The organism is Pseudomonas xantholysinigenes, from assembly GCF_014268885.2.
Classification (GTDB): Bacteria; Pseudomonadota; Gammaproteobacteria; order Pseudomonadales; family Pseudomonadaceae; genus Aquipseudomonas; species Aquipseudomonas xantholysinigenes.
Window position 1 is genome coordinate 3271965 of record NZ_CP077095.1, and the last position, 15899, is coordinate 3287863.

At 65.5% G+C, this 15899-nt stretch carries 14 protein-coding genes; 3 read left to right on the top strand and 11 right to left on the bottom strand.

Going from position 1 to position 15899, the window contains the following annotated elements; genetic code table 11:
- Positions 1-76: 76 nt before the first annotated feature.
- The 8 genes from HU772_RS14465 to HU772_RS14500 all read right to left on the bottom strand — a co-directional run bounded on the left by HU772_RS14465 (position 77) and on the right by HU772_RS14500 (position 9225).
- Positions 77-1396 carry a cytochrome c gene (locus HU772_RS14465; RefSeq protein WP_186654301.1) on the bottom strand — a complete coding sequence of 440 codons (1320 nt, stop codon included), beginning with the start codon at positions 1394-1396 and terminating at the stop codon, positions 77-79.
- Positions 1397-1407: 11 nt separating this feature from the next.
- Entirely contained in the window at positions 1408-3183 is a 1776-nt protein-coding gene (locus HU772_RS14470) for a GMC family oxidoreductase (RefSeq protein WP_437182441.1), read from the bottom strand.
- A 12-nt stretch (positions 3184-3195) separates the two neighbouring features.
- On the bottom strand, positions 3196-3942 hold the full coding sequence (locus tag HU772_RS14475) for a gluconate 2-dehydrogenase subunit 3 family protein (RefSeq protein WP_186654289.1): 747 nt from the start codon (positions 3940-3942) through the stop codon (positions 3196-3198).
- Positions 3943-4081: 139 nt separating this feature from the next.
- Entirely contained in the window at positions 4082-5068 is a 987-nt protein-coding gene (locus HU772_RS14480) for a 2-hydroxyacid dehydrogenase (RefSeq protein WP_186654286.1), read from the bottom strand.
- A gap of 10 nt (positions 5069-5078) precedes the next feature.
- Positions 5079-6356, bottom strand: a complete 1278-nt coding sequence (locus HU772_RS14485; protein ID WP_186654283.1) for an MFS transporter — start codon at positions 6354-6356, stop codon at positions 5079-5081.
- Between the two features lie 49 nt (positions 6357-6405).
- On the bottom strand, positions 6406-7365 hold the full coding sequence (locus HU772_RS14490; protein ID WP_186654281.1) for a sugar kinase: 960 nt from the start codon (positions 7363-7365) through the stop codon (positions 6406-6408).
- Positions 7358-8128: a sugar phosphate isomerase/epimerase family protein gene (locus HU772_RS14495; RefSeq protein ID WP_186654279.1), complete on the bottom strand. Its 771-nt coding sequence runs from the start codon at positions 8126-8128 to the stop codon at positions 7358-7360. The genes HU772_RS14490 and HU772_RS14495 overlap by 8 nt, the downstream gene beginning before the upstream one ends.
- 74 nt (positions 8129-8202) lie before the next feature.
- The gene (locus HU772_RS14500; RefSeq protein WP_186654277.1) at positions 8203-9225 is read right to left on the bottom strand and encodes a LacI family DNA-binding transcriptional regulator; all 1023 of its coding nucleotides are present in this window, start codon (positions 9223-9225) and stop codon (positions 8203-8205) included.
- Between the two features lie 197 nt (positions 9226-9422).
- On the opposite strand from HU772_RS14500, the gene HU772_RS14505 reads away from it, so the two are divergent.
- Entirely contained in the window at positions 9423-9593 is a 171-nt protein-coding gene (locus HU772_RS14505) for a hypothetical protein (protein ID WP_186654275.1), read from the top strand.
- Here the strand turns inward: HU772_RS14505 and HU772_RS14510 are convergent.
- Positions 9590-10804: a YeeE/YedE family protein gene (locus HU772_RS14510; RefSeq protein WP_186654273.1), complete on the bottom strand. Its 1215-nt coding sequence runs from the start codon at positions 10802-10804 to the stop codon at positions 9590-9592. The genes HU772_RS14505 and HU772_RS14510 overlap by 4 nt on opposite strands.
- 149 nt (positions 10805-10953) lie before the next feature.
- Between HU772_RS14510 and HU772_RS14515 the strand changes: the two genes are divergently transcribed.
- A complete protein-coding gene (locus HU772_RS14515; protein ID WP_186654258.1) occupies positions 10954-12507 on the top strand; it encodes a P-loop NTPase family protein in 1554 nt (517 codons plus the stop codon).
- Here HU772_RS14515 and HU772_RS14520 read toward each other — a convergent pair.
- Both HU772_RS14520 and HU772_RS14525 read right to left on the bottom strand, forming a co-directional pair.
- Positions 12504-13256: a class I SAM-dependent methyltransferase gene (locus tag HU772_RS14520; protein WP_186654244.1), complete on the bottom strand. Its 753-nt coding sequence runs from the start codon at positions 13254-13256 to the stop codon at positions 12504-12506. The genes HU772_RS14515 and HU772_RS14520 overlap by 4 nt on opposite strands.
- Positions 13257-13510: 254 nt before the next feature.
- Positions 13511-14530 (bottom strand): AraC family transcriptional regulator, encoded by a 1020-nt coding sequence (locus tag HU772_RS14525; RefSeq protein WP_186654242.1) that lies wholly within the window; start codon positions 14528-14530, stop codon positions 13511-13513.
- 180 nt (positions 14531-14710) lie between these two features.
- On the opposite strand from HU772_RS14525, the gene HU772_RS14530 reads away from it, so the two are divergent.
- Positions 14711-15895 (top strand): acetyl-CoA C-acyltransferase family protein, encoded by a 1185-nt coding sequence (locus HU772_RS14530; protein ID WP_186654239.1) that lies wholly within the window; start codon positions 14711-14713, stop codon positions 15893-15895.
- The last annotated feature ends 4 nt before the right edge of the window (positions 15896-15899 follow it).

Sequence of the window (15899 nt, forward strand, 5' to 3'; positions counted from 1 at the left end):
GAGCCGTGGTCTTGCCGAGTTGTTCAATCTGCCACTGGTGACGAAAAGGGGCGCAACACGCGCCCCTCGCCATCGATCAAGGCTCGGCGATACCCGTGGTATCGCCAATCAGCGACTCAGCCTTCAACGCCACCGGCGCCACCTTGCGCAGCGCCTTCACCTGCCCGGCATCCACCGCCGGCGCCTGGTTGCCCCAACTGCTGCGGATGAAGTTCACCACATCGGCCACCTGCTGGTCCGACAGGCGCCAGCCGAAGCCCGGCATGCTGAAGGTCGAAGGCGCCGTCGCCGTGGCCGGCAAGGTCGCCCCTTCCAGCACGATATGGATCAGCGAAGTAGGGTCCTGCCCCTGCACCACCGGGTTGCCGGCCAACGCCGGGAACACCCGCGCATAGCCTTGACCATCGGTGCGGTGGCATGCCCCGCAGTTGTCCACGTACAACGCCGCGCCGGTCTTGCCGTCATCGCCCTGCCAGAGTGCCTTTGCCACCGCCGGGTCGGCCTGGAACGGCTGGTCGCCTGGATTGACCGCCGGTAGCGTCTTCAGGTAGCGGGCAATGGCCGTCAGGTCGGCATCGCTCATGTACTGCATGCTGTGCTCGACCACATCGCTCATGCCGCCGAACACCGCCGTGCGTTCATTGCGCCCGGTCTTGAGGAAGGTAACGATCTGCGCTTCATTCCAGCTGCCCAGGCCATCCTTGTGGTCGCCGCGCAGGCTCTTGGCGATCCAGCCTTCCAGCGGTGCGCTGCCGGCCAGGAATGCCTCACCATCGCCAGCCTCCAGGGCTTTCTCCTGCATGGTGATCGCCCGCGGCGTGTGGCAGGCACCGCAGTGCCCCAGGCCTTCGACCAGGTAGGCGCCACGCGCCACCACCGGGTCACGCCCGGCAGCGTCGAACGCTTTCACCTCAGGGGCGAACAACCCACGCCAGAACGCCAGCGGCCAACGCATGCTCAACGGCCAGGGGATGTCGCTGTCCTTGTTGGCTTGCGCCACCGGCTGCACGCCATGCATGAAATAGGCATACAACGCCTGCATGTCCTGGTCGCTGACCCGTGCGTAGGACGGGTACGGCATCGCGGGATAGAGCGTGCTGCCGTCCTTGCCGATACCCTGGCGCACGGCTCGCTCGAAATCCTCGTAACGGTAGTTGCCGATACCCGTGGCATCGGGGGTGATATTGGTCGAATACAGGGTGCCGATGGGCGTTTCCATCGGCAATCCACCCGCGAATGGCTTGCCGCCCTTGGCGGTATGGCAGGCCACGCAGTCGCCCGCACGGGCCAGGTATTCGCCCTGCTTGAGCAACGCCGGATCGACGTTTTCAGCGGCGTGCAGCAGGCTGCTGGCACCCAGGCCGAGCATGGCGATGAACAGTGTCTTGAGCTTCATGACCGACCTCCTCATGCCTGCACCAGTGGGCCGGGGTTCTTCAGGTAGTGCTCGCGGATCGCCCGCGCCGACCAATAGGTCAGCGCCGCCACCAGCCCGGTGGGGTTGTAGCCCAGGCCCTGGGGGAAGGCCGAGGCGCCGGGGACGAACACGTTGTGCACGTCCCAGCACTGCAGGTAGCGGTTGAGCGCGCTGGTCTTGGGGTCGGTGCCCATGATCGCGCCGCCGTTGAGGTGGGTGGTCTGGTAGGTGGAGGCATCGAAATGCTGGCCGAAGGCCTTTTGCCCCGCGCTGATTGCCTTGGGCCCCATGGCCTCGGCGATCTTGCTCATGCGCTCGACCATGAAGCGGTTCATCTTCACGTCGTTGTCCTTCCAGTCGAAGGTCATGCGCAGCAGTGGCTGGCCGTAGGCGTCCTTGTACACCGGGTCCAGGTCCAGGTAGTTGTCGCGGTACGACTGGTGCGCGCCGTGCGCGTCCATCGACAGCATGTGCCGGTAGCTGTCGGCCACCGCGGCCTTCCAGGCGCTGCCCCACTTCGGCGTGCCCGGTGGCGTCTTGACCCCGGAGATCGGTTTGGCGCCGGCCTGGTTGACCCAGAACGGCGAACCGCCGACGAAGCCATGGGGGCCGTGGTCGAAGTTGTCGGCGTTGAAGTCGTCCACCGCCACGCCGTTGCCGCCAGCACCGATGAACGGATTGGTGTGATGGCTGTCACGGTCGAAGAACGCACTGACCGTGGAGATGTTCTGGTAGGCGAAGTTGCGCCCCACCACCCCTTCGTTGCTGATTGGGTCGTAGGGTTTGCCGATGCCGGAGAGCAACATCAGGCGCACGTTGTTGTACTGGAACGCGCCGAGGATCACCAGGTCGGCCGGCTGCTCGATCTCGCGCCCCTGGCTATCGACGTAGGTCACGCCGGTGGCCAGGCGCTTGTCGGCGCTGAGGTTGACCCGCAGCACATGGGCGTTGTTGCGCAACTCGAAGTTCGGCACCTGGCGCAGGGCCGGGAGGATGTTCACGTTGGGCGAAGCCTTGGAATACATGTAGCAGGCATAGCCGCTGCAGTAGCCGCAGAAGTTGCACGGCCCCATCTGCGCGCCATAGGGGTTGGTGTAGGGCCCGGAGGTATTGGCCGACGGCAGGTTGTAGGGGTGGTAGCCGACCTCGCGCGCGGCCTTTTCGAACAACTGCGCCGACACGGTGTTCTTCTGCGCCACCAGCGGGAAGTCGCTGGAGCGATCGGCGGCGAACGGGTTGCCGCCCTTGTCGCGGCCCACCACTTGGCCGTTGATCGACCAGGCCGTGCCGGAGGTGCCGAACACCTTCTCGGCGAAATCGAAGTAGGGTTCCAGCTCTTCGTAGCTGACGCCGAAGTCCTGGATGGTCATGCCCTCGGGGATGAACGCCTTGCCGTAGCGCTCCTCGTAGTGGCTGCGCAGGCGCAGCTCCACCGGATCGACGCGAAAGTGCACGCCGGACCAGTGCAGGCCGGCGCCGCCGGTACCGGTGCCGGGCAGGAAGGCGCCGAACTGGCGATAGGGCACGGCCACATCGTTGACACTGTGGCGCAGGGTGACGGTCTCGCGGGAGATGTCCATGAACAGCTTCTTGCGCGAGTTGTAGGTCAACTCGTCCATAGTCTGCGGATAGACGCCGTCCGGGTAGGTGTCACGGGCCGGACCACGCTCCAGGGCAAGCACCTGCAGGCCAGCCTCGGTGAGCTCTTTGGCCATGATCGCCCCGGCCCAGCCGAACCCGACGATGACCACATCGACTTTTTTCATCTGGCTCATGGTTTACCCCCGCTCGCCGCTGATGGAGACCGGCGGGAACGGATAGCGCTCGTCGCGCTCCACCCAGTCCATGAAATCGGCGCGGGCGCCGGGGAAACCGACCAGCTTCCAGCCGGCCAGGCCCTGGTTGCCGCCGTGCAGCGGGTCACTGAAGAAGCCTTCGCGGGTGTTGAGCCAAAGCATGTTGAAGAAGGTCGCCGCCGGTACCGCGGTAAACGCCGCCTGGCCGCTGTCCAGGGCCTCGAGCGTCTGCTGCTGGCGCGCCGCGTCGAGCTGGGCGAAGCCTCGCCCCCACTGCGCCTGGCACCAGGCGTCGGTCTCGGCGATGCCCAGGCGGTAGATTTCCTGGGGGTTGAGCTTGAGCTGGTAGCCCAGTTCGCTGGGCGCATCGGGGCGGAACGGCCCCTGCATGTACCACAGCCCACCGCTGCCATAGCGGGTGTTGAGCTGACGGTCGATGAATTCGGGCACGCCGGCCTCGGCCGCACCAGCACCGAGGGCGTCGGTGGGAATCAGCACGGCCACGGCGGCGCTGACGAACGCCCATTCCTCGGCAGTGAAAAACGTCGGCTGGTAGGCCCGGGCCGGCGTCGGGCTGGCCGGCTCGGTGGGCTTGGCTGGAGCGGTGTCGGCAAGCACTGCGCTACCCATGCCCGAGCTGGCGAGGGTCGCCACCGGGATCAGGGTCAGGGATTTGCGCAGGAACTCCCGGCGCGCCGGTTGCACGGAGGCGGGTTGGTCCTTGGACATGAGGATGTCTCTCTATCGATCAGGTCATACGGGAATCGTCGCTCTTTTGGTGGGAGGTTCCGGGGCCGCACCGCGGCCCCAGTATCTTGAATGCCACACAAGAGCTGTTGTTATCAGGCAAGCACAACGCTCACCCGGTTCAATGGCTTCGGCGCGCCCACGCCCCCGGGTTGACCAGGTTCGCTGGCCGCTCGCCGGCCAGCGCGGCCAGCAGGTTGTCCACCGCGCAGCGAGCCATGGCCTCGCGGGTTTCCAGCGTCGCCGAGCCGATATGCGGGGTGACCACCAGGTTGTCCAGTTGCAGCAGTGGCGAATCCGCCGGCAACGGTTCCTGCACGAACACATCCAAACCGGCGCCACGGATACGCCGTTCAGCCAATGTGCGCAGCAGCGCTGCTTCGTCCAGCACGCGCCCGCGCGAAATATTCACCAGGATAGCCGAGGGCTTCATCAGGGCCAGCTCACGCTCGCCGATCAGGTTTTGTGTCTCGGCACTCAACGGCAGGCACAGGCAGACGAAATCCGACTCGGCCAACAGCGCGTCGAGGCTGCGGTAGCCGGCGTCGAATCGTGCCTCCACCTCGGGCCGTGGCCGCCGGGTGTGGTACAGCACGCGCATGCCGAAGCCGGCATGCGCGCGACGGGCCAGGGCCTCGCCGATGCGGCCCATGCCAACGATGCCCAGGGTCTTGCCCTGCACATCGCAGCCAAACTGCGCCGGGCCAATACTGGCGCGCCAATGACCGGCGCGAATCCAGCCATCGAGCTCCACCACCCGCCGGGCGCAAGCCAGGATCAGGGCGAAACCGGTGTCGGCGGTGGTCTCGGTGAGCACGTCGGGGGTATTGGTGAGCAGCACGCCGCGTTGGTCCAGCGCCTCGATATCGTAGTTATCCACGCCTACCGACACACTGGACACCACCTCCAGCTGCGGCGCCAGGTCGAGCAGCGCGCTGTCCAGGCGCAGGCTGGCGCCGAGCAGGCCATGGGCGCCCGGCAGCGCCGCGCGCAGGCGGGCCAGGCCATCGGCGCTGGGCGACTCCACCAGGGTCACCTCGGCCTGCGCCCGCAGGCGCGCCATCAGCTCATCGGACAGGCGTTTGTAGACGACGATGCGTTTGTTCATCAGAGGCTTCCTATCGGCTCGGCGCCAGGCTGTGCCGGCGCGTCTGTTGCAAGGGATTGAGGACGGCAGTCAGGGCCACGGCCAGCAGCAGCGCGACGCACATGAACAGGTACGAGGCGCCGGGACCACCGGTGGCGCCATTGAGATAACCGACCAGGTACGAGCCCGAGAACGAGCCCAGCGCGCCCATGCTGTTGATCAGCGCCATGGCGCCACCGGCGACGTTGGCCGGCAGCAGCTCGGGGACGATGGCGAAGAACGGCCCGTAAGGCGCGTACATGCAGGCGCCGGCGATCACCAGCAAGGCATACGACCACCAGAAGTGCTCGGTGCCCAAGGCATAAGAGCCGTAAAACGCCAGGGCGGCGATCAGCAGCGGCGGCCAAACGAAGCGCTTGCGCTTTTGCAGCCGGTCCGAAGCCCAGGACACTCCGAGCATGGCCAGCACCGCGCCCAGGTAGGGCACCGCCGACAGCCAACCGGCGGTGACGATGTCCAGCGCCGCGGCCTGCTTGAGGATCGACGGCAACCACAGGACGAAGCCGTACACGCCGATGCTCCAGCAGAAGTACTGCAGCGAGAGGATGATCACCGTCGGCGAGCGGAACGCCTCGGCATAGTTTTTCACCGGTTTGATGCCCTGCTGCTCGGCGTCCAGCGCCTCGCGCAGCGCGGTCTTTTCCCGGGCATCGAGCCATTTGGCCTGCTCGGGCCGGTCATCCACCAGGCGCCACCAGATGAACGCCCAGATGATCGCCGGGGCGCCTTCGATGATGAACATCCAACGCCAGTCGAACTGCTGCACCAGGTAGCCGGACACCACCGACATCCACAGGATGGTCACCGGGTTGCCGAGGATCAGGAAGGTATTGGCCCGCGAACGCTCGGCGCGGGTGAACCAGTGGCACAGGTAGATCAGCATGGCCGGCATCACAGCCGCCTCGACCACGCCCAGGAGGAAGCGAATGGCGATCAGCCAGTAGACGTCATGGACGATCCCGGTCAGCGTCGCCAGGCCGCCCCAGAGGATCAGGCTGGCGAAGATCAACTGTTTGACACTGCGCTTTTGCGCATAGATCGCGCCGGGTACCTGGAAGAAGAAATAGCCGAGGAAGAACAACGCGCCGAGCAGCGAGGACAGCGCCGGGGTGATCTTCAGGTCGTCGGCCATGCCTGAGGCGGCGGCAAAACCGTAGTTGGCCCGGTCGAGGTAGGCCAGGCTGTAGGTGATGAAGACGATGGGCATGATGTACCACCAGCGTCTGGGGGCGAGGCGATCGGTCTGCATGGAGGTGCTCCTGGTCTTGTTGTTTTTGTCACATCAGGTTCAAGGGGGTTCAGATTCGGTTGATCAGGTTGCTTTCGTACTGTTCCAGCTCATGCCGCTGCGGTAGTCCTTCCATGTCGCCGCGGCTCTGCACCGCGCGGCTGCCGCACCAGTTGCCGCGGTCCACCGCGCGGCGCAATGGCAGTCCGGCGAGCAAGGCGCTGACCACGCCGACGGCGAAGGCGTCGCCGGCGCCGACGGTATCCACCACCTGCTCCACCGGATGGCCAGGCACCACGCCGTGGCGACCCTGGGCATCACGCCAGTAGGCACCCTCGGCGCCCAGTTTGATCGCCACGTACTGCACGCCACGCGACAGGTAAAAGTCGGCGATCGCCTGCGGCGTGTCGCACCCGGTGAGCAGGCGGCCCTCCTCCAGCCCCGGCAGTACCCAGTCGGCCTTGAACGCCAGGGCGTTGATCTCATCGATCATGGTCTGCCGGTCAGGCCACAGCGAAGGACGCAGGTTGGGGTCGAAGGAAATGCTGCGACCCTGCGCGCGCATGCCGTCGAGCAACGCATGGGACAACGCGCGACAACTGGCCGAGAGCGCCGGCGGGATGCCCGTGGCATGCAGGTGGCGCGCCTGCAGCGCGCGAGGGTGCAGTTGCGCAGGCGACAACCGGCTGGCCGCCGAGCCACGACGGAAGTACTCGACCTTGGGGTCGCGACCATCGTCGCAACGCTCCTTGAGCTGGAATCCAGTGGGGTGCTCGCTGTCGACTTCGACCTGGGTGCAATCGAGCCCCTCGCTACGCAAGGTGGCGAGCACGAAGGCGCCCAGCGAATCGTCACCGACCCGGCTCAGCCAGTTGACCCGCAGGCCCAGGCGCGCCAGGCCGATGGCCACGTTGCTGTCGGCACCGGCGATGCGCTTGCCGAAGCCCTCGACCTGGGCCAGGTCGCCGCACTGGCCGGCGACGAACATGGCCATGGTTTCGCCAAAACACAGCACGTCATGCTCAGCCATGGCACACCTGCCCTTCGAGTTCGGCCAGCTGGGCGACCTGCTGCGCGGTGAGCGCCAGCAGATCCTCGGCCACCAGCGGGTATTCGATGGCGCGCGGCAGGCCTGGGGCGAAGTGCGTCATCAGCTCGCGCCACTGGGCCAGGTCCTGGGCCTGGGGGCGCACCGCCACCAGACGCCCATCGTCACGCCGGGCCACGGCCTTGCAGTGCACATAGCGCACCCACGGGCCAAGCAATTGCGCCGCCAGCAGCGGCGATTCATCGTGCCAGTACCAGTTGCCGATATCGAAGGTCATGCCAGGGGCAACGCCCAGACGCTGGGCTTCACGGAAAAACTGCACCAAGGTGTCCAGCCGGCCACCCTGGGGTGTCTGGTCGTTTTCCACCAGCAGCGCCACGCGGTGCTGCAACAACGGCACGAGGGTGTGCAAATCGCAGCCGTCGCGGTAATGGCCCAGCGACACCTTCAAGGCCACGGCCCCCAGTGTTTCGGCCCACTGCAAACGCTCGACGATGGCTGGCTCCAGCTGGCCATCCTCGCGCCACAGCTCCAATGGCGTGGAGTAGAGACTCTCCAGGCCATATTCGGCAGCCTGGTTGCGCAAGGCCAGAAGATCGGGCGTTTCGCTGAACAACTCTTCACGCCATTCCACTCGGCGTACACCCGTGGCCGCCAGCAAAGGCAGGTAGGACGCCTGGCCGAGCTGGCGCACGGTGTCGGCACCGAAACTCGACAGGCTGATGGAGACAGTGTTGCTGTGCATGGTGGTAATCCTTGTTCTTGTAAAGATGAAACCGGTTTCATTCTTGGGCGAGCGCAACCGCGTCGATGACGCCGTCACGGACGCGGTCGGGTGGAACCTCGAGGGATCAGTCGGGCACGCAGGCCCAAGCGCCTGGCCTGTGCATGGCTGCCCTGCAGGCGCTCCAGCAAACACTGCACGGCGGCTGCGCCAATCTCGGCGGTCGGTTGCGCCAGGGCGGTAATGCCGCTGCCTACCAGGGGGTACCAGTCCAGTTCGTCGAGCGCGAGCAGGCCGACTTGGTCGAACAGTTGCCCGCCGCGCGCATGCAGCTGGCGCACCACCTCCAGGGTGGCAACACCGTTGCAGGTAAACAGCGCCTGTGGCCCGTGCCCTGCCCCGGCGAGAAAACCGGCCAACTGTTCGGCCAACTGCGCGCCGGTCTCCAGCACCTGCCCACGCATGCCAGGACGCTGAGCAATACCCGCCAGGAAGGCATCGACCCGTTCCTGCCGCGAACTCGTGCCATCGAGCGGTTCGGTCACGGCCAGGATGTCGCGGTAGCCCTGCCGTTGCAGGTGATCGAGGGCCTGCTCGACGGCATCGCCGTTGTCCAGGCCCACCAGGTCGACCGCCAGCCCGGCCAGTTGCCGGTCGACCAGCACCATCGGCAGCTCACGGGCCAAACCGGCCAGCTCGCCGGCCCGATGACCAAGGGTGTTCACGATCAAGCCATCGACGTTGTAGGCCTGCAGGGCCTGCAGGTGGGTGCGCTCCTGGTCATCGTCACAATCGGTGTTGCACACCACCAGGCTGTAGCCCTGCTGGCGGCAGGCGGTTTCGACGCCGTGCATCACCGCCACCGAATAGGGGTTGCGGATATCCGCCAGGAGCATGCCGATCAACCCGGTGCGGCCGCGCTTCAGCGCGCTGGCCATGCGGTTGGGGCGATAGCCGAGGCGTTCGACCACTGCGGCGATACGCGCGGCGGTGGCCTCGGCCAGCAATTGACGATCTTCACCCATGTAGCGCGAGACGGTGGCCTTCGACACGCCGGCCGCCTTGGCGACTTCGCTGATGGTGACCCGCGTGCGAACGGGAGCTTGATCCTTGTCCACCCAATGCCCTTCTTGTCTTGTTATCGATGCATGCGCAGGGGTTATGAAAACGGTTTCAATGAAATCAGGGATGGCCCGGATCGTCAAGTGACGCTCGTTCGGCCAAAGCACCGGCGAAGTGTGCCAAGGGACTGTACGGTCGAAACATGCACGTTATGGTGGAGCAGGAGTCCATCTCGACCGTATCGGAGAGCGCCATGACCACCGTATTTCGCATCAGCCTGCTGTTGTTGCTCGCCGGCGTGTTCCTGGGCGATATCGTCGTGGCCAGCATCGGCCTGGCGGGCCTGTGTGGCGGCGCGGTCTATGTCAGCATCCTGCAGGATGCCGAGGCGCCCGCCCCGGTCGAATCGGAATTCATCGCCTAGCAGCCGGTCAACGCCACGGCCCGTCGCTCCCCGGCAAAGAACATCGGGCGTAGGCGCACACCCACCAGGTTGCCAGCGTACGCCGCCACCAGCCACAACCAACCATGCACGCTGCCCGAAGCGATACCGCTGAAATACGCGCCGATATTGCAGCCATAGGCCAGACGTGAGCCATAGCCGAGCAACAGCCCGCCAATCACCGCCGCCAGCAGCGAGGCCAGGGGAATCTTCAGGCTGGGCGCAAAACGCCCGGCCAGGCCGGCGGCGAGCAGTGCCCCCAGCACGATGCCAATGTCCATGACCGTGGTGATGTCCTGCCACAGCGGCGCGGCCAGGGCCTTGGCATTGGCCGGCGCCTGCCAGAACACCCAACTCCCCACCTCAACGCCCAGGCCGTTCAGGGCCTTGGCCCCCCACAAGGCGAACGCCGAGGTGATGCCCCAAGGCCGCCCGGCCAGGGCCAGCGTGGCGTAGTTCAGCAGTGCCAGGGCAATGGCGCCCCACAACAGCGGCCACGGCCCCCGCAGCACGCGGCGCAGCCCCTGGTGCTCGCTGACGGGTGCGGCCTCCAGCACGCCATGGCGACGCTTCTCCAGCACCACCGTGGCCCACCCGATCACCGCGAACAGCGCCAGGCTGGCCAGCAGCGCTGGGCCCACGCCCCAGGCCTGGACGATCGAGGTCGCCGGGAACGACGGCAGCGCGAACCACCAGTCGGCATGGTGGGTGGCGGTTACCGAACCAATGATGAAGAACAGCAGGGTCACCAGCATCCGCGCATTACCGCCACCCACGGTGAACAACGTGCCCGAGGCGCAGCCGCCGCCAAGCTGCATGCCAATGCCGAAGATGAACGCACCGAACACCACCGACACCCCGGCCGGAGCGACCAGCCCGGTTACCGGTTGGCCGAACAAATTGCCCGCCGCCAGCGCCGGGAAGAACAGCAGCACCGCCAGTGCCAGCATGACCATCTGTGCCCGCAGCCCTGCGCCTCGACGCTCGTTGATAAATACCCGCCAAGCCGAGGTAAAGCCGAAGGCGGCGTGATAAAGGGTCAAGCCCAGCGCGGCGCCAACGCTCAGCAGCAGCACCTGCTTGTAGCCGACTTGCAGGTTGAGGAACCAGGCCCCAGCCAATAGCAGGGCCAGGGCGAACGAAGGCGCGCCAAGGCGACGCGGCAGGGATGTGGCAGGCATGGAAAGACCCATCAGAATACTCGGACATCAGTGGAACAGGCAGCGAGTATACCGTCGCGGCGCAGCAATACCTCGGAAACAGCCTAACGTAGGTACAAGAAATTTCGGATTGGTCGTTGTGTTTTGCTACGGGCTTGGATTTCCCGTCACAGGACAGTGCCATGCTCAAACCCGCGCAACTCGAAAAGCTCCGCGAAGTCATCTCGGAAAACCTCCGCGTCCAGCGCGACAACGACCCGGTCGCCTACATCAGCGTCGGCACCGCCCTGCAGGATGCGGTCGCCAAGCAGAACCACGCCATCTTCGCCCGCCGCGGCTGTGGCAAGACCCTGCTGCTGCACCACTCCTCGCGCAGCCTCAAACCCGAGCTCAAGAGCATCTACCTCAACTGCGAGGACTTCAAACGTCACTCCTTCCCCAATGTGCTGGTGGAGATCCTCGCGTCGATCTTCCGCGAACTCGACAAGAACATCTCGGGCTGGTTCGGCAAGAAGAAAAAGCTCAAGCAGATCATCAAGGACATCCTCGACAAGCTCAAGACCCTGCACGTCAACGCCGATGCCCACGAGGAAGAGGTCAGGAGCCGCAGCGCCAGCGAGCAGCATGCTGGTTTCGACGCCGGCATCAAGATCGACGACATCACCTTGAGCGCCAAGAGCACGGCCAAGGAAAGCCAGGAAGTCGAGCGTTCGTTCCGCATCCACCGGCAGAAGCTGCAGGAACTCGACCTCTGGCTGCCGCGGCTCAAGGACAACCTGCGCGAGCTGTTCGTGGCCTCGAGCACGGTCAAGGGCATCTTGCTGCAGATCGACGACCTGTATCACCTCAAGCGCACCGACCAGGCGTTCGTCGTCGACTACGTGCACCGGCTGTGCAAGGACATCCCGATCTACTTCAAGATCGCCACCCTGCGCCACTCCTCCACCCTCTACGTCGACCGCGAGGGCCAGCCTATCGGCGCCCAGGAGCGCCACGACTATCAACCCATCGACATCGACTACACCTTCAGCAACTTCCCCCGCACCCTCAAGCAGAACCGCGCCATCCTCTTGCAGTTCGGTGCCCAGGCGGGCATCAGCGAGGAGCAGATCATGGGGCTGTTCAAGGGCGAGGGCTTCGAGCGCCTGGTGATGGCTGGCGGCGGCGTGCCGCGCGATGTGCTGTCGCTGTTCCTGCATCTGCTGAACGATACCGTGCAGAACGAAGGCGGCAAGATCGGCAAGGACGAGGTGCGGATCCTCTCGCGCAACAACTTCGAGCGCAAGATCGAGGAACTCAAGCAGGACTCCAAGGATGATGAGCAGGACGACCTGATCAAGGGCATCTACATCATCAAGAGTTTCTGCCTGGACAAGAAGAACAACATTTTCGTCATCGAGGAAAAGCTGCTGCAGCAGAACGATGCGCTACGGGCCTTGATCTACCGCCTGCTCGACTACCGAATCATCCACAGCTGCGCCACCGCCCTGACCCACAAGTCAGCCGAAGGCACCTTCCAGGCCTTCGCCGTGGACATCGGCTGCTACGCCCACTACCGCAAGCTCGACAGGCGCTTCAACGAAATCGACGTAACCCATGCCGCGGCCAAGGAGCGCATGCGCTCGGCGCCGATTCTCGACCAGACCAAGATCGACAACATCGTGGCCTCCCTGCCCGGCCATGGCCCAGTGGAGTTGCTGGCCGAAGCCATGGAGGAGGAAACCAGCGAGGCCTAGCCCTTGCGTGCCCAACAGCCAAACGCCACGTCACCGATGTATATGCCCTGGGTTTGCCGGCGCTCGGCCTCAAGCCGGGCCGGCAGGGTCTCGATGCCGACCTGTCGCGGCGTGGCCACGCCCAGGGCGACGATGCGCGGCAGGCAGGCGCGGATGATCTCGGCCAGGCCCGTGTCATTGTCAGGGGTCTGTATCACGCATTCGGCGCGCAGGTCGTGTACGGTCAGGCCGGCCTGGCTCAGGGTGCCGTGCAGGTGAAAACCACAGTGCAGGTCCGCGCCCTCCGCCGCCAGCATGCGCTGTAACCAGTGGGTCGCCTTGCGGTGCAATGGGAACGGCTCGAGGCTGGCTGGGGCCAGGGTGGTGTCATGCTCCTGGAACACCATCACGCCCCCTGGCAGTAACTGCCGGGCCAGCGCCCGCACAGCCTTGACCGCGTCCGCCTGGTACATCAGCACCCGCCGCCCGACCACCGCGTCGAACAGCCCCAGGGCGGTTGGTGGGGCGTTCAGGTCACACACCTGAAATTCCAGCGCTGCCGCGCCCTTGGCGGCGTCCTGTTGGCGGGCGATGTCGAGTGCGGTGGCCGACTGGTCGATCCCTACCACGGCCCCGTCGCGCCCGACCAGTGTTGCCAGCAAGCGGGTCACCTCGCCCCTGCCACAGCCGACATCGAGCACGCGCATGCCCGGGCCGATCCCGGCGTCGACCAGCAGGCGTGTGGTGAAATCCGCTGTTGCAGGTGCCATGGCATGCTCCTTTGCAAGGCGGCCAGTGTGCCGAGCCTGGGGGGATGGGCACAAGGATTCCTTTCCTCATTGGCCGATTTACGGGCCGGACTTGGAAAAGTTGAAATTGGTTTTTGACCATTAGTTATTTACTGGCTGTTCCGGCCCTTTCGCGGGTAAACCCGCTCCCACAGAGCGGTCTGTAACCCTGTGGGAGCGGGTTTACCCGCGAATGCGGTCCTGAGATCAAGTAGCAACAGCTGCGCCAGTGGTAACTAAGGCACCTGGTCACCCGCCACCCGCGCCCGATAACTCCCCGGACTCTGCCCGGTCCACTTCTTGAACGCCCGGTGAAACGCGCTCGGCTCCTGAAAACCGGTCTGCCCGGCAATCTCGGCAATACTCAACCGCCCCTCGCGCAACAGTTCGAAAGCCATGGCTCGACGCACCTCGTCCTTGATCTGCTGGTACGAGCGCCCTTCCCGCTCCAGCTGGCGACGAAAACTGCTGGCACTGACCCGCTGACGTTCGGCCATGGCGTTGAGCGTCGGCCACTGCCCGTAGTGCCGCGCCCGCAGATGCCGATAAACCTCGGCCACCAAGCCGTTCTGGTTGCGAAAACGAATCACCAGCCCTTGCGGCGCGCTGCGCAAAAAGGTCTTCAACGCCGCCAGATCCTGCACCACCGGCAGCCGCAGCCAGGCGCTGTCGAACTCCACCTCGGTACGCCCGCTGCCCAACCGCAGGTCCGGCCCCCAGAGCAAGGCGTCGTCTTCCTGGGCCGGGCGCGGCAGTGCCAGTTCCGTACGGTCGATGGCGATACGCCGCCCAGCCAGCCAACAGAGCAGGCCAACCACCAGCACCAGGTAGGTCTCCTCGGCATACACCCGCGTCAACGGGTCATCGATGGTCGAGGTCACAGCAATCACCGCCCGCGCACCGCGCACGCTGACACTACCGCGCAGGTCGCGCAGGAACAGGCTGAAACTGCCCAGGCACTGGCGCAGGGCCTTGCCCACATCCGGCTCCTGGATCAAGCCACGGCAGATCAGGGCGAAGCTGCCCAGGGGCATGCCGTGGCTGTCGAGGTGGAAGAACTCGTCGTGCAATTCGTCGATCAACGCCAGCCACAGCTGGGCGAAGGCCTTGGCCGGCACCCGTGCCTGGGGCTGGGCCAGCAGCGCCGGGTCGATGCCTACCGCGCGCAGATGCGCGTCGCGCGCCGCAGGGCGTTCGCGCAGGGCATGGAGCATGGCGTTGAGAAAATACACCGCGACCGTATCGCTATCGCGCATGGCTGGAAGTCCACTGTCTAGGCTGAGTGGCAAAAAATGCCAGGTTGGCTGAGCAGATCCGGCATAGGCCGCCTCCAGACCTTTGCCTAGACTCGATCCACCGACGGGGTTGCAAGAACGTGCCGCGCATTGTCGCAGAGCCTCGCCCCACCTCGCCATGCCTTCGCAAACGGAGCCCTTATGAGCAGCACAGAAATCTACGTCGTCAGCGCAGTACGTTCGGCCATCGGCAGCTTCGGCGGTTCGCTCAAGGACCTGCCCCTGGCCGACCTGGCCACCCAGGTGAGCCGTGCAGCCATCGCACGCTCAGGCGTGCCCGCCGAACAGATCGGCCATGTGGTGATGGGCAACGTGATCCCCACCGAGCCGCGTGACGCCTACCTGGGCCGGGTCGCGGCGATGAACGCCGGCATCCCCAAGGAAACCCCGGCGTTCAGCGTCAACCGCCTGTGCGGCTCGGGCCTGCAGGCGATCGTTTCAGCCGCCCAGGGCCTGCTGCTGGGCGACAGCGACATCGCCCTGGCCGCCGGCGCCGAATCCATGAGCCGTGGCCCCTACTTGCTGCCGCAAGCCCGTTGGGGCGCGCGCATGGGCGACCTGCAAGGCATCGACTACATGGTTGGCATCCTTCAGGACCCATTCGAACACTTCCACATGGGCATCACCGCCGAGAACGTCGCGGCAGCGCACGGCATCACCCGTGAAATGCAGGATGAAGTGGCCCTGACCAGCCAGCATCGCGCTGCCCGGGCCATCGCCGAAGGGCGCTTCGACAGCCAGATCGTGCCCATCGAGCTCAAGACCCGCAAAGGCACCGTGCAGTTTGCCGTGGACGAGAACGTGCGCGCCGAGGCCAGCGCCGAGCAGCTCGCCGGCATGAAAGCGGTGTTCAAGAAAGACGGCACCGTCACCGCCGGCAACGCCAGCAGCATCAACGATGGCGCCGCCGCCCTGGTGCTGGCCACCGGCGATGCGGTGCAGCGCCTGGGCCTTAAACCACTGGCACGCCTGGTGGCCTATGCCCATGCCGGCGTTGAGCCAGCACTGATGGGCCTGGGGCCGATTCCGGCGACCCAGAAAGTGCTGGAAAAAGCTGGCCTGAAGGTGTCCGACCTGGATGTGATCGAGTCCAACGAGGCCTTCGCCTCCCAGGCCTGCGCCGTGGCCCGTGCGCTGGGCTTCGACCCGGAGAAGGTCAACCCCAACGGCTCGGGCATCTCCCTCGGCCACCCGGTCGGCGCCACCGGCGCGATCATCGCCACCAAGGCCATTCACGAACTGCAGCGCATCCAGGGCCGCTACGCCCTGACCACCATGTGCATCGGCGGCGGCCAGGGTATCGCCATCGTCTTCGAACGCGTTTAAGGAG